This window comes from Massilia litorea, assembly GCF_015101885.1.
GTDB classification, from domain to species: Bacteria; Pseudomonadota; Gammaproteobacteria; order Burkholderiales; family Burkholderiaceae_D; genus Telluria; species Telluria litorea.
Window position 1 is genome coordinate 78,086 of record NZ_CP062941.1, and the last position, 24,449, is coordinate 102,534.

Here is a 24,449-nt window from a genome sequence, read left to right on the forward strand (position 1 = left end):
CGTTCGTTGAACGCGTGGGCGGGGGACCCGCCCACCCTACAGCTTAAATCCAATTCATCGCCAAAAAAAATGCCCGGCAAGCCGGGCATTCGTTCATCGCAACAGCAGCGAATTTTATGCCGTACCGCCAACGGTCACGCCATCGATCCGCAGCGTCGGCTGTCCCACGCCGACCGGCACGCTCTGGCCTTCCTTGCCGCACACGCCGACGCCCGAGTCGAGCGCCATGTCGTTGCCGATCATCGAGATGCGGTTCATGACTTCCGGGCCGTTGCCGATCAGGGTTGCGCCCTTGACCGGATAGGTGATCTTGCCGTCTTCGATCATGTAGGCTTCGCTGGCCGAGAACACGAACTTGCCGTTCGTGATGTCGACCTGGCCGCCGCCGAAGTTGACCGCGTACAGGCCGTTCTTGACCGAGGCCAGGATTTCGGCCGGGTCCTTGTCGCCCGCCAGCATGTAGGTGTTCGTCATGCGCGGCATCGGCAGGTGGGCGAAGGACTCGCGGCGGGCGTTGCCGGTGATCGGCATCTTCATCAGGCGCGCGTTCATCGTGTCCTGGATATAGCCCTTCAGGATGCCGTCCTCGATCAGCGTCGTGCACTGGGTCGGATTGCCTTCGTCGTCCATGTTGAGCGAACCGCGGCGGTCCTTCAGGGTACCGTCGTCGACCACGGTCACGCCCTTGGCAGCCACGCGCTGGCCGATCATGCCGGCATACGAGGACGAACCCTTGCGATTAAAATCGCCTTCCAGGCCGTGGCCGACGGCTTCGTGCAGCAGCACGCCGGGCCAGCCCGGTCCGAGCACGATCGTCATCGGGCCGGCCGGGGCCGGGCGCGCATCGAGGTTGACCAGCGCCGATTTCACCGCCTCGGTCGCATAGCGGTCGAGGATCTCGTCGTCGAAATAGCCGTAGTCGAAACGGCCGCCGCCGCCCGAGGAACCGGTCTCGCGCCGGCCGTTCTGCTCGGCGATCACGGTGACGGACACGCGCACCAGCGGCCGGATGTCGGCGGCCAGCACGCCGTCGCTGCGCACCACCAGCACTACGTCGTATTCGCCGGCCAGGCCTGCCATCACCTGCACCACGCGCGGATCCTTGGCGCGTGCCATTTTCTCGACGCGCTCGAGCAGGCGCACCTTGGCGGTGGCGTCGAGCGAGGCGAGCGGATCGCGCGGCAGGTAGAGCGAACGGCCGCCGGTCGGCGTCGTGCTGGCCGCAACCTTCACGCGGCCGGCGCCGGCGCGCGCGATGGTGCGCGTCGCGGCCGCCGCGTCGAGCAGCGCGGATTCGGAGATCTCGTCGGAATAGGCAAAGGCCGTCTTCTCGCCCGAGATGGCGCGCACGCCCACGCCCTGGTCGATCGAGAAGCTGCCGGTCTTGACGATGCCCTCTTCCAGGCTCCAGCCTTCGCTCTTGGTGAACTGGAAATACAGGTCGGCGTAATCGACCTTGTGGGTGAACATCGTGCCCAGCGTGCGCAGCAACTTGCCTTCGTCGAGGCCAAATGGCGTCAGCAGCACATCGCGTGCGACAGCCAGGGAGGAAAGATTCGGTTCGAATGGGGTCATTTTGCGTCTTGTCTCGGTCTCGTGAGGATTCGGGCATTGTGCCATATCCGCCTGGATCGTACCGGTGCGGACGCGGGTGTCTGGCCAAGCAAGCAGCGTAACGTAGGGTGGGCACTCGTGCCCACGCGGGCGCACTTGTGCGCCGTGGTATCGCGACAAAACATCGTAAACGCAGCAATCGCCATGTTGGATACGTTGCGGCATTCAACTGCACGTACGCGTGGGCACAAGTGCCCACCCTACGTTACCTCGGCGTTCCAGGCGAGATCACATTTTTCGGTGCCGTAGCGCCGGCAGGCTCTCGCGCACCGATGCCAGGAACGCCGGATCGAGCTCGCCCGACACCACGCCCTCCCCTTCGCGCAACACGTCCTTCACTTCGCCCCAGGGATCGACCAGCATGCTGTGGCCGAAAGTGCGGCGGCCGTTGGCATGGGTGCCGCCCTGGGCCGAAGCGAGCACATAGCACTGGTTTTCGATGGCGCGGGCGCGCAGCAGGACTTCCCAGTGGGCGCTGCCGGTGGTGTGGGTAAAAGCGGCCGGGACCACGATCAGCGCGCATTCGCCCATGGCGCGGTAGAGCTCGGGGAAACGCAGGTCGTAGCAGACCGACAGGCCGACCCGGCCGAACGGCGCCTCGAAGCTGCCGACCGCTTCGCCCGGCACGATGGTGCGCGCTTCGTCATAGGATTCGCCGCCCTTGTTGAAGCCGAACAGGTGGATCTTGTCGTAGCGGCCGATCGATGCACCCTGCGGGTCGTAGACCAGCGTCGTGTTGAGCACCTTGCCGTCTTCCTGCGAGCGCAGCGGCAGGGTGCCGCCGATCAGCCAGATGCCGTGCTCGCGCGCCAGCGCCGCCATGCAGTCCTGGATCGGGCCGGCGCCTTCCGGCTCGGCATGGCGCACTTTATCGGTATCGGTCATGCCCATGATGGGCCAGTATTCGGGCAGGGTCACCAGGGTCGCACCCGCGGCGGCCGCTTCGCCGACGAGGCGGCGCGCGGTGGCGAGGTTGTGGGCGACGTCGGGGCTGGACACCATCTGGACTGCGGCAACGCGGGTCATCTCGTTATTCCTTCGCTTTGGCGGCCGCGGCGGGCGGCGGGTTGTCGAGTTTGATAATGGTAGGCGATTTCCACGGTCCCGTGACCCGCATCTGGTAAGTCAGCGCCTTCATCACCGGCGCACGCAGGAAGAGCTGCGCCAGGTAGGAGCCGAGGCCGATCACCGGATTGACGGCGAGGCCGTACACCAGCGGCCCGGTACCGAGGTTGAATTCGGGGATCACGACCACGCGCAGGTCGGTCGATTCGTTGGCGATGTCCGCCGTGCCTTCCATCATCACCGTGGCGGCGACGCCGTGCATTTTCAGGTTGTCGGTTTTCACGACGCCGCGCGTGATCATGGCGTTGGCGCTGATGCCGTCAAAGGCCAGGCCTTCCGAGAACACGTCGTGGAAGTCGAGTTTCAGCAGCCGCGGCAGCATTTGCAGGCTGAGCACGCCGAGCAGCTTGGCCGCGCCCGGGTCCTGTTTCAGGAACTGGCCGCCGCCGACGTTCATCTCGATCTGGCCCGACAGCGTCGGGATGTCGAGCGCATACGGCAGGCCGCTCCAGGACAGGTCGCCGGACAGCTTGCCCTTGCCGCGGCGCAGGGTTTCGGGGAAGCCGAGCCGATCCAGCAGACGCCCGGCATCGAGGATGTCGAGGGTGAAATTCATGCCGGTATTGCTCTTGCCGTCTTTCGTCAGCCAGCGCCCGGTCGCTTTCAGCTGGCCGTCGGGATTGGTCAGCGACAGGCGGTCGATGCGCCATTCCTTGCCGGCCAGCGCCTGCACGTTGCTCGCCTGCAGATCCAGGCGCCCGAACTGTTTATTGAAGAGCTCGAAGTGTTCGGCCACGATGTCGAGCGCTGGGATCGTGGCGCTGGCGCCGCGGTTCGATTCGAGCAGCGCCTTGACTTCGGCCGCCTGCGATTCCGGGATCACGAGCGAGGCCAGGCGCGCCGTAACCTTGCCCACGCCCTGCCCCTGCCCTTCGCTCCAGGTGAGATACCCGGTCGCCTGGCGCGAATGGATGTTCGCCTGCCAGGCGTTGCCCCGGTGCGTGGCGCCGACCACGACGTCGGCCATGCGGCGCTCGCCGACGAACAGCTCCGAGGCGCGCGCCGCGATCGTGGTCGGTATCACGTATTGGGAAAAATTCGGACCGGCGGCGGCGCCCGCGACAGCCTCGCCCTCGCCCGCAATCTCGCGCGCCGTGGCCAGCCAGTTGTCGACATTCAGGGACTTCATGTCGACGTTGATCATCATGCCGTCGTCCGGTTCCGGGGCCGGCAGGTTGACGCCGATACCGCCGCGCTCGACCGTCCAGGCGCCGTGCGGCGCGCGGCTGCGCACATAGCGCGCGGCGACCGCTTCGCCCAGGGACAGGCGCAGTTCGTCGCGTCCGCTGCCGTCCGCCGCCGTCGGCGCGCCGGTGAGGGCGAAGCGTAGCGGCAGCGCGTCGGCCTCGGACTTGTTCAGCGGCGCCGGCAAATCCATGCCGAGTCCGGCCAGGCTCGAATCGAGCGTGACGCTGAGCTGGTGGTCGCGGAAGGCGACCAGGCCGCCGTAGCGCGTACTGCCCGACAGGCGCTGCGCCAGGCGCGCCATCGCCGGCGCCGGCGCGGTACGGCGCATGCCCTCGGCCGACAGGGTGCCGGCCAGGCGGATCGCGATCGCACCGTCGCGCTGGGTGCCGCCGGTGAGCGCCAGCGGCCCGCCAAGGAAGTTGGCGCCGACCCCGTTCAGGTTGACGCCGTGTTCGCTGAACTCGACCTTGCCGACGGCAGCCTGCATGGGCGGCAGGTCCGGGAAGAGCTGCACGTCGTTCTCCTGCAGCTGCAGGGCGCCCTGCACCCTGGTGTCGTGCAGGTTCGCCAGCGGCATCTGCAGCTTCAGTCCGAGGCGGGCATTGCCGCTGCCGCGGGTGTCTTCAGTGAAATGGCCGATCCAGCCCAGCACCGGGCTGGCCGCGACATAACGCAGGAAGTCCTGCAGGGCGCCGGCGGCATTGCCGTCGATGTCGAGCTGCATCTCGTGCGAGCCGAGGTTCGGGATCACTGCCTTGACGTTGGAGAGGTTCAGGTCCTGGGTGCGCAGCGTGTCGCCGATGATTTCCATGCGCGCGCGGTCGAAGACGATGCTGCCGTTGATGGCCTCGGCAACCGGCCACGTCGGCTTGTTCTCAGGCGTGCGGTGGAAGGGCGCGTATTCGAGCACGCCCCCGGCGATGCGTCCGGCGACGCGGAACTCGCCGCGCGCGCGCGCCGCCGCGTTCTCGGCGCGGAAGGGGAACTCGGCCAGGTCGCCGCGCAGGCGCAGGCGCACGTCGTTGAGCATGCCGCCCTGCAGCGCCGTGCTCAGCCAGTCGCGCAGGTGTTCGGGCGTCGCCAGCGGCAGGAAACGCCCGACCTGGGCGATCTGGAAGCCGTCCAGCGTGCCTTCGACATCGGCCACGCCCGGACCGTGACCCGGACCCAGCGGCAGCAGGTGGCGCCCCGACAGGTTGCCGCGCAGGCTGCCTTGCGCGAACTCGAGCTTGTCGACCTCGACCAGCAGCTGCTCCTGCGGCTGGTAGGTCCAGCGCGCGCCCAGCGCCAGCTTATCGAAAGGCATGGCCGGATCGGCGAACCAGGCCGGCATGTGCAGCACCAGCTCCCTGGAATCGAGGACGATGCTGCCACCCTTGTCGGTCGCGTCGATCGAACCCGACAGGTTGTCGAAGCCGGGCAAGGCCGGCAGCGCCGGCTGCGCGGTATCGGCGGCTGCACCCGGGGCGGCCGGCACCGCGGCGCGCGCCGCCTGCGGCCGCAGGCTGAGACCAGCCACCTGCCCCTTGATCCGATAGCCGGCCAGATGGGGATACTGGCCGTCCCAGGAGGCCGAGAAATCGAGTAGGCGTCCGCGCGGTGCGAAGTCGGCCAGCGCGCGCCGCTGCAGGTTCGACAGCGGCAGCTGCGCCGCCATCTCGGCCAGGGCCGCCAGGTCGACCTGGCGCGCCTCGACCGTGACGCGCTGCGGCTTGCCGGCCGCTGCCGGAGCGAAAGTTTCGGTCAGGGTGGCCGGCGGCAGGCTGCGACCGTCGTGCGTGACCACCATGAAATTGTCCAGGCTGACCGTGTGGCCGTTGGCGCCGAACGTCGGCTTGCCGTCTTCCTTGCCGGGCAGCAGGGTCTCCTGCGCCGACAGGCGTCCCGAAACCCGCGCCAGCCGCAGCGGCGGCAGCTCGGGTTTGACGCGCGCGGCCACGCCGGACAGGGCAAGGTCGGCAGTGAAGCCGGCCAGGCGCGCATTGTCGAGCGTGATCCAGGCGCGCAGCGAGCCGCGGCCCTGGGTCAGCGAAAACGGATAGTCGAGGTAACGGCGCCAGGCGGCCAGGTCAGCTTCGCGCAGGTCGGCGTAGAGCTCGCCGCGCCAACGCGCGACGTCCGACGCCCGCCCGCCAAAGCGCGGATGGGTGAAGCGTGCGCGCACGTCGAGCGGCTGGGCCAGTTCGGTCGGCGGCGTCGCCTTCAGGGCAAACTTGTGCGTGGTCCAATGGTTCTGCAACACGACGCCGACCTCGCGCAGGCTCAGGGGCGGCGCCCCACGCTGGCCGTCGGTCCAGTCGATGCGGCCTTCGCGGATCAGGATCTCGCGCTGGCGAAACACCCAGTCGCCGCCGGGTCCGCCCTTGTCCTCTTTCGGATCGATGCGGATGCCGGCGACCTGGATTACGCCGTCAGGCCCGCGCCGCACGTCCAGCTGGGGCCGGATCAGTTCGAGCGTTTCGAAGCGCGGCTCGGCCGCGAACACGCTCCACCAGGAAAAGGTGGCCGCCACCGAAGGCAGCGCGAGCACCTGGCGGCCGGCGGCGTCCGTCAGCGTGACGTCGCCCAGGAACAGCGAGGGATGCACCCCGCTCCAGGTGGCGTAGATGCGGGCGATCGCGACTTTGTTGCCGAGCGCGTGGCTGGCGGCGCGCTCGATGTCGCCCTTGTACAGGTCGATGTTGGGGAGGATCGCGTAGCGCAGGACCAGGAACAGGATGCCCAGGCCGAAATAGACGAGCAGCGCCAGCTTGACGGCGAATCCAAGCACATGATGCGACGCCAGGTTGGCATAGCGGTAGGCGGCACGCAACCGCCGCCAGCGTTCGGCCAGCGGCACGGGCGCGGGAGGGGCCTGCGGTTCCGGATTGTGCATCAGGGTGCTAATAATAAGGCTCGCCGAAAATTAGTTCTTTAATAAGAGAGCGCTTGCTTGAATTGCGGCGTCTACCTTACCATCGTGCTGACCGGGGCAGCACGGCGGGCAATTCTACCGCAAGCTGCCTGTCGGAACGCTTTTACTCTCGTGCCGGACACCCTCCATGCCCCATCCTTCCCCCGCCTGCGCCTCGCGCTTCTACCAACGCTGGATCGCCGCCGCCGCCGGGCGTGAAGAGCGCGTCGCACAGCTGGCTCAATTATCGCTGGCTTGCCCGGATTTCGGCGCGTTATTGGAGCACGAGCTGGCAGCCGGCATTCCCTTGCCGCGCGCCATGCGGCGCCTGCGCAACCTGCTGCTGGCGGCCCTGATCCGGCGCGAGCTGGAAGGCGCATCGAACATGGACGAAGTCGTCAGCGCCATGACCCATCTCGCCGACTTCGCGATCCGCACCCACCTGGCCGACCTGATGGCCGAACTGGTGGCCGCCCACGGCATGCCGATCGGCGCCGAATCGGGCCGCCCGCAGGAGATGATCGTGCTCTCCATGGGCAAGGGCGGCGGCGGAGAACTGAACGTCTCCTCCGACATCGACCTGATCTTCGTCTATCCCGAGGATGGCGAAACGGCCGCCGGCCCCGGCCAGCGCGAGCTGTCGAACCATGAATTCTTCGTGCGCCTGGGGCGGCGCCTGATCGGCGCGCTGTCGGAAGTCATCGAGGACGGCTTTACCTTCCGCGTCGACATGGCGCTGCGCCCGAACGGCAATTCCGGGCCGCTGGCCGCCAGCCTGAACATGGTCGAGGAATACCTGATCGTGCAGGGGCGCGAATGGGAACGCTATGCCTGGGTCAAGGCGCGCGCCGTGACCGGGACGGCGGAGGACATTGCCGCACTCGAGGCGATCGTGCGGCCCTTCGTGTTCCGGCGCTACCTCGACTTCGGCGTGATCGACGCGATCCGCAACATGCACGCCCAGATCCGCGCCGAGGTCAAACGCCAGGAGCGCCTGCACCCGGACCGCAGCAACAACGTCAAGCTCGGGCGCGGCGGCATCCGCGAGATCGAATTCCTCGCGCAAGTGTTCCAGCTGATCCGCGGCGGGCGCGATCCGGCCCTGCGCGAGCGCTCGACCCGCCTGACCCTGCGCCTGCTGGCCGAGCGCGAACTGATGACGCAGGAAACCGTCGAGCGCCTGCTGGAAGCGTATACCTTCCTGCGCAACCTCGAACACCGGCTGCAATACCTGGACGACGCCCAGACCCATACCCTGCCCGCGAACGAGGGCGACCGCGAGATCGTCGCCCGCATGATGGGCCTGCCCGACGTGCCGACCCTGCTCGCCCAGCTGGAACAACGGCGTGCCTTCGTCGCCGCCCAGTTCGACGACATGTTCGCCGACAAGAGCGCCCCCGCCGGCGAGGAGCGCGCGGAACTGGAAGCGATCGCGGCCGACCCGGAAGCGATCGCCGCGATCGAAGCCCACCTCGGCGCGCTCGGCTATGACGATCCCGCAGGGGCCGCGCGGCGCCTGGCCGCGACCTGGGGCGCGCCCCGTCTGCAGAGCCTGCCCGACGCGAGCCGTGCGCGCCTGCTGGCCCTGGTCAACCTGGCGCTGCCGCTGGTGGCGACCGTCGTCGTGGAAGCCGGCGTCGGCAGCCATGGCGCGACCCTCGGGCGCCTGCTCGATTTTCTCGAGGCCATTGCCCGGCGCTCGGCCTACCTGTCGCTGCTGACCGAATACCCGCACACCCTCGAGCGCGTGATCCGCATGATGCATGCGAGCGGCTGGGCCGCGACCTTCCTGACCCTGCACCCGATCCTGCTCGACGAACTGCTGGACGACCGCGGCGGCATCGACGAGCCGGCCCAGCTGTCGGCCAGCCTCGACGCGAAACTCGGCGAAGCAGAAGGCGACACCGAACGCCAGCTCGACATCCTGCGCGATGCCCACCACGCCCAGCTGTTCCGGCTGCTGGCCCTGGACCTGGCCGGAGAATTGTCGGTCGAGCGCCTGGCCGACCACCTGTCGGCGCTGGCCGACGTGGTCGTTGCCGCCACCGTGCGCTGGGCCTGGAAGACGGTGGCCACCCGCCACCGCGAGGATCCGCGCTTCGCCGTCATCGCCTACGGCAAGCTCGGCGGCAAGGAACTGGGCTATGTCTCGGACCTGGACGTCATCTTCCTGTTCGACGACGACGACGACATGGCGCCGTCGAATTACGCCAAGCTGGGGCAGCGCTTCATCACCTGGATGACGGCCCACACCCCGGCCGGCATCCTGTTCGACATCGACACCGCGCTGCGTCCGGACGGGGCCAGCGGCATGCTGGTCAGTTCGCTGGCCGCCTTCGAGCGCTACCAGCACAATGCGGCCTGGGTCTGGGAACACCAGGCATTGACGCGCGCACGCTTTTGCGCCGGCGATGCCGCCATCGGCGCGCGCTTCGAGGAGATCCGGGAGGCCGTGCTGCGGCGCGACCGCAGCGCCCAGGAGGCCGAGCTGAAGGCCGAAGTGCTCAAGATGCGCCAGCGCATGCACGACGCGATGCCGAACCGCACTTCCCTGTTCGACCTGAAGCAGGATGCGGGCGGCATGATCGACATCGAATTCATCGTCCAGTACCTGGTGCTGCGCTATGCCTCGGCGCATCCGCAACTCACGGCGAATGTCGGCAACATCGCATTGCTGCACCGCAGCGGAGAACTGGGCCTGATCGATCCGGCGCTGGCCGCCGGCGCCGCCGACGCCTACCGGGCGATGCGCAAGCTGCAGCACCAGTTGCGGCTGCAGGGCGACGAGGCGCGCGTGCCCCATGCGCAGGTTCTCACGCACAGCGCCAACGTCAAAAAGCTCTGGATCAGCCTGCTGGGCTGAAACAGTTTCCCCCTCCTGCCGCCCGCACCGCGATGGTGCGCCGCACCAGCATTTTTGCACTGCCACCAAGCGCTCGCGACCTGCTTCGATGCAGGGCGCGAGCTGCGCCGTGGGCGGCCGTATTTATGCACATTTTCTTATAAAAGAAAACAAAGTTTTCAGGAGCAACTGTTGTGTTGCGTTTAAGACTAATCGGCTCTGCAGAGTATTGACATTGATCAAAGGAAAGTGTCCTATATACAAGTCTTGCAGACAATACATACAGCCTGCGCACGGCACGTCATCCGTGACGTGGCGGGCCGGATTGTTGAAATTGCAGTCTCGAACAGAGCAGACGAAATAACTGAAAACCCATTTTCTTGGAGTGTCCATGCATCAACGTACAAAAATCGCGGTGGCCGTTACCCTGGCTGTAAGCGCGATGTCCGCCTTTGCCCAAACGGCGACTACCGAAACCTCACTGCAGCGCGTCGAAGTGACCGGTTCCCGTATTCGCGCTGTTGACCTGGCGACGGCACAACCAATCCAGGTCATGAGCCAGGAGCAGATCCAGAAGAGCGGCCTCGTCACCGTCGGCGACATCCTGAACACCCTGTCCTCGTCGGGTAGCCCGGACTTCTCGCGCGGCGCGGTGCTGACCTCCAACCGCGAAATGGGCGGCCAGTTCCTGAACATGCGTAACCTGGGTTCCGAGCGTCTGCTGGTGCTGGTGGACGGCAAACGCTGGAGCCAGTCGGTTGACGGCTTCACCGACATGTCGACCATCCCGTCGTCGATGATCGACCGCATGGAAATCCTGAAGGACGGCGCCTCGGCCATTTACGGCTCGGACGCGATCGCCGGCGTGGTCAACATCATCCTGAAGAAAAACATGGAAGGTGGCCAGTTCAGCGGCTACATGGGCCAGAACAAGGAAGGCGACGGCAAGACCAAGGACTGGAGCCTGTCGTACGGCGTCGCTGGCGACAAGGGTTCGTTGATGTTCGGCCTGTCGCACGCGGAGCAAGGCGTTGTGTGGGCACGCGACCGCGCGCTGACCAGCTTCACCTACGGCCCGAACCACTACTTCGACGGCCTGGGCACCAGCCCATGGGGCCGCGTTACCCCGATCACGGCAGCCGGCACCTCGAACACCTCGGCCGCAGCCGGCGGTTTCAACCGCATGATCAACCACACCGGCACCTACGACGGCGTGGGCACCAGCTCGGATTCGCGCAATCCGGCCAACTACCACGCTTTCTCCAGCGCCAAGGAAGCGGACCTGTACAACTCGACCCAGGACATGATGTTCCAGGCGCCGAGCCGCCTGACCTCGATCTTCACCAAAGGCACGCTGAACCTGCCGATGGACATGCGCTTCACCACCACCGCCATGTACGCCGAGCGCGGCTCGACGACCCAGGTCGCCGGCTACCCGCTGACCAGCACCTCCCAGGTCGCGAACAAGGTCTTCCTGGACAAGGACAGCTACTACAATCCGTACGGCAACCAAGTAGCCGGCGCCGGCCTCGGCCAGGACGTGTTCTTTGCCCGCCGCGTCATCGAACTGCCGCGCATCACCCAGAACAAGAACCGCACCCTGCACGTCGACGCAGCCCTGCAAGGCAACCTGAACCTGGGTCCAAGCACCTGGGACTGGAGCCTGGGTTACAACCACAGCGCGGTCAGCGGCAACACCACCAGCAGCGGCAACATCGACCTGGTCAACCTGAAGAAGGCCGTCGGCCCATCCTTCCTGGGTACCGACGGTGTCGTGCACTGCGGCACCAGCATGACCAACATCGTCACCGGTTGCGTACCGTTCAACGTCCTGGGCGGCCCATCGGCGTCGACCCCGGAAGCGCTGGCTTACATCAACCACAAAGGCGGCGGTACCTACAACAGCACCGTCAACAGCGCAACGGCCGACATCAGCGGCGAAATCTTCAAGCTGCCAGCAGGCGGCCTGGGCTTCGCAGCCGGTATCGAACGCCGCGAAGTACGCGGTTCGGACAATCCTGACTCGCTCGAGCAGCTGGCACTGACGACCAACCTGGCTGGTTTCAGCACGGTCGGCAAGTACACGGTCAAGGAAGCGTATGCCGAATTGAACGTTCCTATCCTGAAGAATGTCTTCCTGGCACAGAGCCTGGGCCTGAACCTGGCAACCCGCTATTCGGACTACAGCAACTTCGGCGACACCACCAACAGCAAGGTCAGCCTGACCTGGAAGCCAATCAACGACCTGCTGGTCCGCGGCACCTGGGCTGAAGGCTTCCGTGCTCCGGCACTGGGCGACACCTTCGGCGGCGGCTCGCAGTCGTTCGACACCTACCTGGACATCTGCGATACCGCCTTCGGCCGTGCCTCGCGCGACGCAGCCGTCGCAGCACGCTGCATCGCCAGCGGCGCCCCAGCCAACTTCCGCCAGAAGAACCAGGCTGGCGGCAACGTCGGTGCAGCTGGTGCACAGACCCCGGTGGCGTTCAACACCGGCGTCGGCAACAACAGCCTGACCCCGGAAACGGCAACCACCAAGACCGCAGGCTTCGTGTACAACCCATCGTACGTGAACGGCCTGTCGATCGCTGTGGACTACTTCGACATCGAAGTCAAGAACCGTGTGTCGGCCATCGGCGTCGCTTACACCCTGAACCAGTGCTACGTGAGCGGTGTGCAAGAGTTCTGCAACAACTTCTCGCGTGACGCAACCGGCCAGATCACCCAGCTGAACCGTGGCAACAAGAACATGGGTTCGATGTCGACCAAGGGTATCGACCTGGAGCTGAACTACCGCCTGGCGCGCAATGCGTACGGCCAGTTCGCGATCCGCAGCCAGACCACCTATGTGGACGAGTTCAACCTGCAGAGCACGAACGAGTCGGAAGTGCTGAACTACGCCGGCGAGTACCCGTACTACCGCGTGAAGTCGAACGTCAACCTGGACTGGTCGCTGGGCAACTGGTCGGCCACCCTGGGCGCCCGTTACTTCAGCCCGGTCAAGACCACCGGCTGGGATTGCGATCCTGCCGCGCCGATCGAGTGCAACAACCCGACTGGCCAGTCCGCTGGCTTCGACGGCTACAACAAGCTCGGTTCGCAGGTCTATACCGACCTGAGCGTCGGTTACAAGACCGCATGGAACGGCAAGATCATGGTTGGTATCAACAACATCCTGGGCCGCAAGCCACGTTCGAACTACGATGCCGGCTCGTCGGCAGCGAAAGTCGACGCGGACGTCCCGCTGGACCGCTTCTTCTGGGTCCGTTACAACCAGTCGTTCTAAGCCACGCCTGAACGGCCCGCTCCGGCGGGCTGTCATCGAATGCCCGCTTCGGCGGGCATTTTTCGTTAACGCTTTGCCTACGCGGCGTCAAGGGTGCACAAAAGAAATTCTCACGTATTTACACAATTTTGCAACATTTCAAAAGTAAAAAGTTCACTCCATTGACAAGCTCATGCGTGAGATGGTTCCATGATGCCCGCTTGATGCAACTCCAGTTGCGTCGAAGAATGCCTGAACGCCTGAATGACGTATTTACATAAAAAAATACTAAATCTGGATCAGAGTGAGTGATTTTTTACTGAGGAGTGTCGTTTCATGATCGAAACAATCTTGTCCCGGTCGATCCGCGTGATCTGCCTGAGCGGCCTGGCCGTTGGCATGCAGTCTGCGTTTGCCCAGGACGCAGCGCCGGCGTCGGCATCGATGCAACGCGTCGAAGTCACCGGTTCGCGTATTCGCCAGGTCGACCTGGAAACGGCCCAGCCGGTCCAGGTGATGACCCAGCAGCAGATCCAGGCAACCGGCCTGGTCACCGTCGGCGACATCCTGAACAACCTGTCGTCGGCCGGCTCGCCGGACTTCAGCAAGGGCGGCTCGCTGACCTCGAACCGTGAAAACGGCGGCCAGTACATCAACCTGCGCAACCTGGGCTCGAACCGCCTGCTGGTGCTGGTCAACGGCAAGCGCTGGACCCAGACCGTCGACGGCTTCACCGACATGTCGACCGTTCCTGCCTCGATGATCGAACGCATCGAAGTGCTGAAGGACGGCGCCTCGTCGATCTACGGCTCGGACGCGATCGCCGGCGTGGTCAACATCATCCTGAAGAAGTCGATGGAAGGCGGCCAGCTGAGCCTGTACACCGGCGCCAACCAGCATCATGGCGACGGCAAGAACAAGGACTTCTCGCTCTCTTACGGCGCCGGCAACGACAAAGCCTCGCTCATGTTCGGCCTGTCGCACACCGAGCAGGGCGTGGTCTGGCCATCGTCGCGTGAAATCACCTCCACCTCCTACGGTCCGGCACACCCGACCGCAGGCCTGGGTGGCGGCCCATGGGGCCGTATCACCGCCGTCGACGCGTTCGGCGGTTCCCTCACCGATCCGGCCAAGGGCGGCTTCAACAAGACCCTGAACCACACCGGCACCTACGACGGCGTGGGCACCGGCGCCAATTCGCGCGACCCGAACAGCTACCACAACTACGTGGGCGCCAGCGCGGACAAGTACAATTCGACGCAAGACATGATGTTCGTCATGCCGAACAAGCTCGATACGCTGTTCGTCAAGGGCGAAGTCAACCTGCCGCTGGACATGAAGTTCAGCAGCACCGCGATGTACTCGCAGCGCAAATCGACCGCGCAGATTGCCGGTTACCCGCTGCAGTCGACCACCCAGTCGACCTTCCCGGTCTACATCGACCAGGACAGCTACTTCAACCCGTACGGCAACCAGGTGGCCGGCGCCGGTAATGGCCAGGACCTGTTCTTCGCCCGCCGCACGATCGAAGTGCCACGCGTGACCGAAAACGAAAACCGCACCCTGCACGTCGACGGCACCCTCGAAGGCAACTTCAACGTGCGCGACATGGCATGGAACTGGAGCGCCGGCTGGAACCACAGCAAGGTCACCGGTTCGACCCTGGGCACCGGCAACCTGAACCTGCCGAACCTGAAGCGCGCCCTCGGCCCATCGTTCTTGAATGCCTCCGGCGTCGTCCAGTGCGGCACCCCGGGCGCGCCGATCGGCCTGACCGAGTGCACCCCGTTCGACATCCTGGGCGGCCCATCGGCCTCGACCCCGGAAGCGCTGGCCTACGTCATGTCGACCGGCCAGGCGACCTATGGCAGCTCGGTCACCAGCTTCACCGCCGACATCGGCGGCGAAGTCTTCAAGCTGCCGGCCGGCGCAATCGGCTTCGCGGCCGGCGTCGAGCGCCGTGAAGTGAAGGGCTACGACCGTCCGGGCCAGTTCGAGCAATCGGGCTACTCGACCGACCTGGCGGGCAACCCGACCGTCGGCCGCTACACCGTCAAGGAAGCCTACGCCGAACTGAACGTGCCGGTCCTGAAGGGCCAGCCGTTCGCAGAACTGCTGAGCTTCAACCTGGCGTCGCGCTACTCGGACTACAGCAACTTCGGCAACACCACCAACAGCAAGATCAGCTTCATGTACAAGCCGGTCAAGGACCTGCTGACCCGTGGTACCTGGGCTGAAGGCTTCCGTGCACCTGCCCTGGGCGACACCTTCGGTGGCGGCCAGCAGTCGTTCGACACCTTCCTCGATCCGTGCGACACCCGCTTCGGCGAAGCCGCGCGCGATCCGGCCGTCCAGGCGCGCTGCGTTGCCATGGGCACCAACGCGACCTATCGCCAGCTCGACCAGTCGGGTACCCCGATCAGCAGCACCGGTGGCACCCAAGGCCTGACCGCCTTCAACTCGGGCGCAGGCAACACCTTCCTGCAGCCTGAAACCGCGGTTACCAAGACCCTTGGCTTCGTCTACAGCCCGTCGTTCCTGCCAGGTTTCTCCGGCTCGCTCGACTGGTACAACATCAAGGTCAAGAACCGTATCACCGGCATTTCCGCCGAATACGTGGCCAACGAGTGCTATATCAACGGTTCGGCTGACTTCTGCAGCGTGATCAAGCGTGACCCGGCCACCGGCCAGGTCAATGCCCTGTCGCACGGCAACGCCAACCTGGGCGAAATGGAAACCGAAGGCTTCGACATCGCCCTGTCCTACCGCCTGCCGCGTACCCAGTACGGCCAGTTCTCGGTCCGTAACGAGACCTCGTACGTCGACACCTTCCGTACCCGTACCGGTGCCGACAGCCAGTGGAACAACTACGCCGGCGAGTACCTGTACAACCGCGTGAAGTCGAACACCACCCTGGACTGGAACCTGGGCAACTGGAGCGCGACCTGGGGCATGCGTTACTACAGCCCGGTCAAGGACCAGTGCTGGGACGTGGACGTCGAGTGCAACCTGCCGAACGCCCAAACCACCTGGGGTACCGGTGCCAACAAGCTCGGTTCGCTGGTGTACCACGACCTGAGCGTCGGCTACAAGACCTCGTGGAACGGCCGCATTCTGGTGGGCGTGAACAACGTCTTCGGCAAAGAGCCGCGCATCACGTACAACACCCAGGCCTCGGCTGCCTCGGTGGATGCGGACCAGCCAATCGACCGCTTCTTCTACGTCCGTTACAACCAGTCGTTCTGATGCACGCCTGATCGCAGATGCCGGCCATGCCGGCATGCGGTGCCCGCTTCGGCGGGCATTTTTTATTGTATTTCCGCTTTTCCCGCGTCCCCGCGCCGCCTGCCGCGGCCCTCCAAGCCAATGTGTTTCCTTACAACATTGTGACTCCGTAACGACACATATTCACAATAGTTGTTTTCTTATAACGCGCGCTCGTTGACACCGAAGTTGCCAAATGATGTTATGGCAAAGGTGAAAAGAAGGAACTTCTTTTCACAGAGAACCCATCAGGATGTACCGGACTTCCGCTCGGATTTCCGGGGCCCAATCTATTAAATAGGACATCATGTTTAAAGAAAAAGTTATGGCGCAATCGCTGCGCCTGATGTTTTCCAGCGGTGTCGCGCTCGGCCTGGGCGTCGCCGCCCTGCCGGCAATGGCGCAAGAGCAACCGGAACAACCAGCCATGCAGCGCGTCGAGGTGACGGGTTCCTCGATCAAGCGCATCGCCGCCGAAGGAGCGTTGCCGGTCACGACCGTCACCGCCGAAGCCATCCGCGCATCTGGCGTTACCTCGATGGCCGACCTGGTGCAGCGCATGTCGACGGTGCAGGGCTCGACCGGCGAATCGGCTTCGGTCGGCGGCCAGACCTTCGGCTTCTCGGGCATCTCGATCCACAATGTCGGTGAAACCCGTACCCTCGTCCTGCTCAACGGCAAACGCCTCGCGCAGTTCGGCGGCCAGACCCTCACCGGCTTCGCCGCCGGCTTCGACCTGAACTCGATCCCGCTGTCGGCCATCGACCGTGTCGAACTGCTGACCGACGGCGCTTCCGCGCTGTACGGCGCCGACGCCATCGCCGGCGTCGTCAACTTCATCACCAAGCGCGACCGTACCGATGCCGACATCACGGTCGGCTACTCGCATCCCAAGGACGGCGCCCGTGAACGCCGCTTCAGTCTGACCAAGGGCTTCGGTTCGCTCGACGAGGACGGCTGGAACGTGATGCTGACCTTCGGCCACGACGAGCGCACCAAGCTCACTTCGGGCAGCCGTTCGTTCGCCAACACCGGCGAGCGTACCTTCTCGGCCAACGGCAAGCAGTATCGCATCCAGCAATTCTCGGCCAGCCCGATCCCGGCCAACGTCCTGAACGACCGCGGCGAGCTGATCAGCCCGGCACTGCGCACCAGCGGCAGCTGCCCGACCAAGACCTTCCGCGTTACCCAGCCCTACACCATCGACGGCGAGAACTTCGTCGACGACTACTGCGGCTACGACTTCGTCAAGGATCTGGAGATTTTCCCGGAACGCAAGCGCGACAGCCTGATGCTGTCCGGAACGACCAAGGCCTTCGGCCAGGAACTGTATGCCGACGTGCTGCTCTCGCAAACCAAGCAAAGCTCGCGCATCGCGCCGGTGCCGGGGCAGGTCTCGATCGATGCCGGTACGGCCCTGCACAACCAGTACCTGGTGCCGCTCGGCATTACCGGCGACACCGTCGCCTTCTACCGCCTGTTCGACCTGGGCCAGCGTACGTCGAACGACATCGCCCAGTTCGCCAGCGCCGTGTTCGGCTCGCGCGGCAGCTTCGCCGGCTGGGATTACGATGCGTCGTACAACTTCTCAAAGAGCAAGGTGCGCGGCGACATCTCCGGTTATCCGGGCGCCCTTGCCGTCAGCAACCTGACCAGCAGCGGCCTGCTCGATCCCTTCGTCGGACCGGGCCAGCAAAGCGCTGCCGCGCAACAGGCGATCAGCGCGACTGCCTATAACGGCTATTGGGATGGCGGTGTGTCCGAGCTGAATTCGGTCGCGCTGACCGGCTCGCGCTCGCTGATGCAACTGGCGGGCGGCGCCATGATGCTGGGCGTCGGCGTCAACTTCAACCGCGAGGAGTTCTCCTCGAAGCCGAGCCTGTTCGCCCAGGGCGCACTGGCCGATCCGGTGGCCGGCACCCTGTGCGGCGGCGCCGCAGGCCTCGAGTGCGACCAGCGTTTCGGCGATGCCGCCAGCTCCCTGCCGTACACCGCGAAGCGCAATTCGAAAGGCGTGTTCGCCGAATTGGTGATGCCTGTCATCAAGAACCTGGAACTGGGTGCCGCGGCACGCTACGACCACTACTCGGACTTCGGCAGCGCCCTCACCGGCAAGGCCAGCTTCAAGTGGTCGCCAACGACGAACTTCCTGGTGCGCGGTTCGGTCGGCAACGGCTTCCACGCACCGACGGTCCCGCAGGTCAATGCCGCGCTCCAGAGCTTTGGCGTGACCAGCGAGAACTACACCTGCTCGCCGGAACTGCAGCAGGTGGCAGCGGCTAACGGCGCGCTCTGCCGTCCAGGCAGCGCCCAGTACGACCAGCTGGCCGGCGGCAACCAGACCCTGAAGCCTGAAAAATCGCGCCAGGCCACCCTGGGCTTCCGCTACGAGCCGTTCCGCGCGCTCAGCCTCGGCGCCGACATCTGGACGGTTGCGATCCGTGATACCTTCGGCCAGCTGAGCGAGCAGGTGGTCTTTGCGAACCCGCTGCAGTTCCCGAACTCGTGGGGCTCGCAGGTGGACATCGCCACCGGCCGCAACTACCTGGCCTTCAAGGCGGATAACCAGAACCTGGGCAAGTCCTACGCCACGGGTATCGACTGGGACATCACCGGCCGCTACCGTACCCCTTGGGGCGCGCTGACCTCGCAGCTGAACATCTCGCAGATGCTGCGCGAGAAGGGCCAGCTGGAACAAAACGGAGAGTACTTCTCGGCGATCGCCAACTTCGCCGAGTTGGGCACCGTGACCTTCCGCAACCGCGGCACCTGGCGCAATACCCTGAAGACCGGCAACTTCTCGACCACCCTGAGCGCGAACTTCAAGTCGGGCTACCGCGACCAGGAAACCCTGGTCGATGTACTTGACGCCGGCGGCAACGTCACCGGCCAGGAAGAAGTGCGCTACAAGGTCAAGTCCTTCGCCACCTTCGACCTGCAGACCGTCTGGACCCCGAACGCGACCTGGTCGGTCACCGCCGGCGTCCTGAACCTGGCCGACAAGGAACCACCTTTCGTTCCCTCGACCTCGGGCGCGAACCGCGGCCAGCAGTTCGGCTACGACGACCGCTACTACGATGCACGCGGCCGTACCGCGTACATCAACGCGTCCTACCGGTTCTGACGCGTCACCCGTCGCACCCACATCCGCCGGCCTGCCCGGCGGATTTTTTTTGTCCGCGCACGCCCGGTGCAGCCCTGCAACACCCTGAGGTATCATAGCGGATTGACCGCACCGCGCCCGCAGGGCCGGCACACCTGGCTTTCAAGGCAAACATGGCAATCAAACTCAAGAACGACAAGGACATCGCGAAGATGCGCGTCGCCGGCCGCATGGCCGCCGAAGTCCTGGAAATGATCAATGAATACGTCGTTCCCGGCGTCTCCACCGAAGAACTCGACCGCCGCTGCAACGAGTACATCCGCAAGGTACAGAAGGCAACGCCGGCCAACGTCGGCTACCACGGCTTCCCGAAGACCCTGTGCACCTCGGTGAATGGCGTGGTCTGCCACGGCATCCCGAGCGAAAAGGAAATTTTGAAGGACGGCGACATCGTCAACATCGACGTCACCGTGATCAAGGACGGCTGGCACGGCGACACCAGCCGCATGTACTACGCCGGCACGCCCAGCCTCGAGGCGAAGCGCCTGGTCGACACCACCTATGAATGCATGATGGCGGGCATCCGCACGGTGCGTCCCGGTTCGCGCCTGGGCGACGTCGGCCACGCGATCCAGAAAATCGCCGAGGCCGCCGGTTATTCGGTGGTACGCGACTACTGCGGCCACGGCATCGGCCGCGTCTACCACGAAGACCCGCAGGTGCTGCACTACGGCCGCCCGAACACGGGCCTGCTGCTGAAGGAAGGCATGACGTTTACGGTCGAGCCGATGATCAATGCCGGCGACGACGAAGTGGCCCAGCTCGACGACGGCTGGACCGTGGTGACGCGCGACGGCTCGCTCTCGGCCCAGTGGGAACACATGATCGCGGTCACCGCCAATGGCTTCGAGATCCTGACACCCTGGCCAAAGGCCTGAGCGCAGGCGATGGACGAAAAAAAACCCGCCGGTCGGCGGGTTTTTCATTGCTGCTTGCGAGAATTATTTGGCGTTCATCAGCGCGACGGTGGTGTCGAGCATGCGGTTCGAGAAGCCCCACTCGTTGTCGTACCACGACGAGACTTTCACCAGGCGGCCCGAGACCTTGGTCAGGGTCGAATCGAAGTTCGACGAGGCCGGGTTGTGGTTGAAGTCGATCGAGACCAGCGGCTCGGTCTGGTAGGTCAGGATGCCTTTCAGGGCGCCTTCCGAGGCGCTCTTCAGGATCGAATTGACCTCGTCCACCGTGGTGTCGCGCTTGGCGATGAAGGACAGGTCGACCAGCGAGACGTTGATGGTCGGCACGCGGATCGCGAAGCCGTCCAGCTTGCCGTTCAGTTCAGGCAGCACCAGGCCGACCGCGGCGGCCGCGCCGGTCTTGGTCGGGATCATGCTCATGGTGGCCGAACGGGCGCGGCGCAGGTCTTCGTGCATCACGTCCGACAGCACCTGGTCGTTGGTGTAGGCGTGCACGGTGGTCATCAGGCCGGTTTCCAGGCCGATGGCGTCGTTCAGCGGCTTGACCAGCGGGGCCAGGCAGTTGGTGGTGCAGGAAGCGTTCGAAATGACGGTGTCGGTCGACTTCAGCACGTCCTGGTTGACGCCGAAGACGATGGTGGCGTCCACATCCTTGCCGCCCGGTGCCGAGATGATGACCTTCTTGGCGCCGCCCTTCAGGTGGGCCGATGCCTTTTCCTTGGTGGTGAAGAAGCCCGTGCATTCCAGCACCACGTCCACGCCCAGCTCGCCCCATGGGATTTCGGCCGGGTTACGCTGCGCGAACACGCGGATCGGATCGCCGTTGACGATCATGTTGTCGCCTTCGACCGTGACGGTGCCCGGGAACTTGCCGTGGGCGGTGTCATAGCGGGTCAGGTGGGCGTTCGACTCGGCATTGCCGAGGTCGTTGATCGCCACGATCTGGATGTCTTGCTTTTTGCCGCCTTCGTAGAAAGCGCGCAGGATGTTGCGGCCGATGCGGCCGTAGCCGTTGATTGCAACTTTGATCGTCATTGCTTAGCTCCTGATTAGAAAAAAACTCTTTTCGACCTCGAATACGAAACGGGCCACCCGCAGGCAGCCCGTGAAAAACATTAGGCAGCGATGACCGCTTTCGCCTTGGCCACGACGTTCTCGACCGTGAAGCCGAAGTGCTTGAACAGCACCGGCGCCGGAGCCGACTCGCCGAAGGTGTCGATACCGACGACCGCGCCTTCCAGGCCCACATACTTGTACCAGAAATCGGTCACGCCGGCTTCGATGGCGACACGTGGCGTGCCGCGCGTCAAGACACTTGCTTTATAGCTTGCATCCTGGCGGTCGAACACGTCGGTCGACGGCATCGAGACCACGCGTGCGGCAATGCCCTCGCCTGCCAGCGCTTCGGCCGCCTTCACGGCCAGCTCGACTTCCGAACCGGTGGCGATCAGGATGACTTTGGCGTCAGCGGCGTCGCGCAGCACATAGCCGCCCTTGGCGACGTTGGCGACCTGGGCGCTGTCGCGCTCCATGAACGGCAGGTTCTGGCGCGAGAAGATCAGGGTCGACGGGCCGTCGCGGCGCTGGACTGCCGCGCCCCAGGCCACTTGCGATTCGACCGTGTCGCACGGGCGCCAGTTGTCCAGGCCCGGGATCAGGCGCAGCGACGAGACGTGCTCGACCGACTGGTGGGTCGGACCGTCTTCGCCCAGGCCGATCGAGTCGTGGGTGAACACGAACAGCGAGCGGATCTTCATCAGGGACGCCATGCGCAGCGCGTTGCGGCTGTAGTCCGAGAAGGTCAGGAAGGTCGCGCCGAACGGGATGAAGCCGCCATGCAGGGCGACGCCGTTCTGGATCGCGGCCATGCCGAATTCGCGCACGCCGTAGTTGATATGGTTGCCCGGAATGCCCGAACGCACGGCGACGATCTCTTTCCAGTTCGTCAGGTTGGAGCCGGTCAGGTCGGCCGAACCGCCCAGGAATTCAGGCAGGATCGGGGCCAGCGCCTGGATCGCGTTCTGCGAAGCCTTGCGGGTGGCGATGGTTTCCTTCTTGTCGATGCAGGTGGCGATGGCCGCTTCCAGGACTTCGTTGAAGTTACCCGGCAGCTCGCCTTTCATGCGGCGCTCGTATTCGGCGGCCAACTCAGGGTGCTGGGCGCGGTATTCCGCGAACATCGTGTTCCAGCCGTTTTCCAGCTCGGCGCCGCGTGCCTTGGCGTCCCATGCCTGGTAGATTTCGCCAGGAATGTCGAACGGGACCGGGTCCCAGACCAGGTGCTGGCGCACGGCCGCGATTTCCTTGTCGCCCAGCGGGGCGCCGTGGACTTTATCGCCGCCTTCCAGGTTCGGGGCGCCTTTGCCGATGATGGTCTTGCAGCAGATCAGGGTCGGACGGTCCGAGGTCTTGGCTGCCGCGATGGCGGCGCTGACGGCTTCCACGTTGTGGCCGTCGACCTTCGGGATCACGTTCCAGCCATAGGCTTCAAAACGCTTCTGGGTGTCGTCCGTGAACCAGCCTTCGACGCGGCCGTCGATCGAGATGCCGTTGTCGTCGTACAGCCAGATCAGCTTGTTCAGGCGCAGGGTGCCGGCCAGCGAGGCGACTTCATGCGAAATGCCTTCCATCAGGCAGCCGTCGCCCAGGAAGGCATAGGTGTAGTGATCGACGACGTCGAAGCCCGGACGGTTGAATTCGTACGACAGCAGCCACTCGGCCAGCGCCATGCCGACGGCGTTGGCGATACCCTGGCCCAGCGGACCGGTGGTCGTTTCCACGCCCGGGGTGATGCCCACTTCCGGATGGCCCGGGGTCTTCGAGTGCAGCTGGCGGAAGTCGCGGATGTCGTCCATCGACACGTCGTAGCCGGCCAGGTGCAGCAGCGCGTAATGCAGCATCGAGCCGTGGCCGTTCGACAGCAGGAAGCGGTCGCGGTTGCTCCAGTGCGGATTGGCCGGGTTGTGGCGGTAATGCTTGTCCCACAGGGCGACGGCGATTTCTGCCATGCCCATCGGCATGCCCGGGTGGCCGGAGTTGGCTTTCTGGACAGCGTCCATTGCCAGCGCGCGGATTGCGTTGGCCATCAGGGAGGTGGTTTGCATAGATGTCATGATCGGTAAGTCTGGGAATGGGAGGCGGCAGACCTTGAAAAGGCCGTAACCCGATATTCTACCAGAGCTGCCGCTGCCTAACTTAGAACCTATCCCGGTAGGGATGAGTCGTTGCTGACGCGCCTGGAAAGCGGGTGCTGCGTTGCTCGTCGTTGCATGGCTTGCCATGCGGCCTCCTCGCGCCTTGCCCCCGCTTCCCATGCATCGTCACCAACTTCCCCCTCCCTACCAGGATAGGTTCTGAAAGGCATTCATTTACAATGCGCCCTTCCCTTGACTTTCGCAGGATCTCCATGCCCCGTTTCTACTGTCCCCAGCCGCTCGCCACGGGCGCCGTCGTCGACCTGCCGGAAGCGGTCGCCCATCACTTGCACGTGGTGCGGATGCAGCCGGGCGATGCACTGACGCTGTTCGACGGCCGCGGCGGCCAGTACCGGGCCAGCCTTGCCGAGATCGGCAAGAAACGCGCAAGCGCCCTGGTCGAGGAACATCAGGCGCTGGAGGCCGAACTCCCGTACGCCCTGACGCTGGCGCAAGGCTTGCCGGAAGGGTCGAAGATGGACTGGATCATCGAAAAGGCGGTCGAACTCGGCATCGCGGCGATCCAGCCGCTGGCGGCCCAGCGCAGCGTGGTGCGCCTGTCGGGCGAGCGGCTCGACAAGCGCCAGGCGCACTGGCAGGGCGTGATCGTGGCGGCTTCCGAGCAGTGCGGGCGCAACCGGCTGGCGCAGCTGGCGCCGCTGGCGGATTTCGAGCGTTTCATCGGCCAGCCGGAGGCCCAACCCCGCATCCTGTTCTCGCCACGCGCCACACAGTCGCTCGCCGGATGGGCGCGCGCCGCCGGGCCGCAGGCGGTGACGCTGCTGGTTGGGCCGGAAGGCGGTTTCAGCGATGAAGAAGAACAGGCGGCGATCGGCGCCGGCGCCCTCGCCCTCTCGCTCGGACCGCGCGTGCTGCGCACCGAGACGGCGGGACTGGCGGCGGTCGCCGCCCTGAACGCGCTGTGGGGCCAGTTCTGAGCCTGCCCGGCCGGCGCCGCCCATAAAAAAAACCGCAGCCGAGGCT

General features: G+C 65.0%; 11 protein-coding genes. 6 read left to right on the forward strand and 5 right to left on the reverse strand.

All coding sequences use genetic code 11. The annotated features are described in order from the left end of the window. Positions 1-114: 114 nt before the first annotated feature. From tldD to LPB04_RS00365, 3 genes are all read right to left on the reverse strand, one after another. Positions 115-1,575 (reverse strand): metalloprotease TldD, encoded by a 1,461-nt coding sequence (tldD, locus tag LPB04_RS00355; protein ID WP_193686852.1) that lies wholly within the window; start codon positions 1,573-1,575, stop codon positions 115-117. A gap of 267 nt (positions 1,576-1,842) precedes the next feature. Then, positions 1,843-2,640, reverse strand: coding sequence for a carbon-nitrogen hydrolase family protein (locus LPB04_RS00360; RefSeq protein ID WP_193686853.1), 798 nt, complete (start codon positions 2,638-2,640; stop codon positions 1,843-1,845). A 4-nt stretch (positions 2,641-2,644) separates the two neighbouring features. Further along, positions 2,645-6,802: a YhdP family protein gene (locus LPB04_RS00365; protein ID WP_193686854.1), complete on the reverse strand. Its 4,158-nt coding sequence runs from the start codon at positions 6,800-6,802 to the stop codon at positions 2,645-2,647. A gap of 166 nt (positions 6,803-6,968) precedes the next feature. On the opposite strand from LPB04_RS00365, the gene glnE reads away from it, so the two are divergent. The 5 genes from glnE to map all read left to right on the forward strand — a co-directional run bounded on the left by glnE (position 6,969) and on the right by map (position 20,232). Beyond that, positions 6,969-9,683 carry a bifunctional [glutamate--ammonia ligase]-adenylyl-L-tyrosine phosphorylase/[glutamate--ammonia-ligase] adenylyltransferase gene (gene glnE, locus LPB04_RS00370; protein WP_193686855.1) on the forward strand — a complete coding sequence of 905 codons (2,715 nt, stop codon included), beginning with the start codon at positions 6,969-6,971 and terminating at the stop codon, positions 9,681-9,683. Between the two features lie 370 nt (positions 9,684-10,053). Further along, a complete protein-coding gene (locus LPB04_RS00375; protein WP_193686856.1) occupies positions 10,054-12,948 on the forward strand; it encodes a TonB-dependent receptor domain-containing protein in 2,895 nt (964 codons plus the stop codon). A gap of 315 nt (positions 12,949-13,263) precedes the next feature. Further along, the gene (locus LPB04_RS00380) at positions 13,264-16,173 is read left to right on the forward strand and encodes a TonB-dependent receptor domain-containing protein (RefSeq protein ID WP_193686857.1); all 2,910 of its coding nucleotides are present in this window, start codon (positions 13,264-13,266) and stop codon (positions 16,171-16,173) included. Between the two features lie 325 nt (positions 16,174-16,498). Further along, positions 16,499-19,315 (forward strand): TonB-dependent receptor domain-containing protein, encoded by a 2,817-nt coding sequence (locus tag LPB04_RS00385; protein WP_227496562.1) that lies wholly within the window; start codon positions 16,499-16,501, stop codon positions 19,313-19,315. A gap of 152 nt (positions 19,316-19,467) precedes the next feature. Further along, complete coding sequence (map, locus tag LPB04_RS00390) at positions 19,468-20,232, forward strand: type I methionyl aminopeptidase (RefSeq protein ID WP_193686858.1); 765 nt, start codon at positions 19,468-19,470, stop codon at positions 20,230-20,232. A 63-nt stretch (positions 20,233-20,295) separates the two neighbouring features. Here map and gap read toward each other — a convergent pair whose 3' ends face one another. Both gap and tkt read right to left on the reverse strand, forming a co-directional pair. After that, entirely contained in the window at positions 20,296-21,306 is a 1,011-nt protein-coding gene (gap, locus tag LPB04_RS00395; RefSeq protein ID WP_193686859.1) for a type I glyceraldehyde-3-phosphate dehydrogenase, read from the reverse strand. An 80-nt stretch (positions 21,307-21,386) separates the two neighbouring features. Next, positions 21,387-23,384 (reverse strand): transketolase, encoded by a 1,998-nt coding sequence (gene tkt / locus LPB04_RS00400; protein WP_193686860.1) that lies wholly within the window; start codon positions 23,382-23,384, stop codon positions 21,387-21,389. 293 nt (positions 23,385-23,677) lie between these two features. Between tkt and LPB04_RS00405 the strand changes: the two genes are divergently transcribed. Further along, entirely contained in the window at positions 23,678-24,403 is a 726-nt protein-coding gene (locus LPB04_RS00405; protein ID WP_193686861.1) for a 16S rRNA (uracil(1498)-N(3))-methyltransferase, read from the forward strand. Positions 24,404-24,449: the final 46 nt, after the last annotated feature.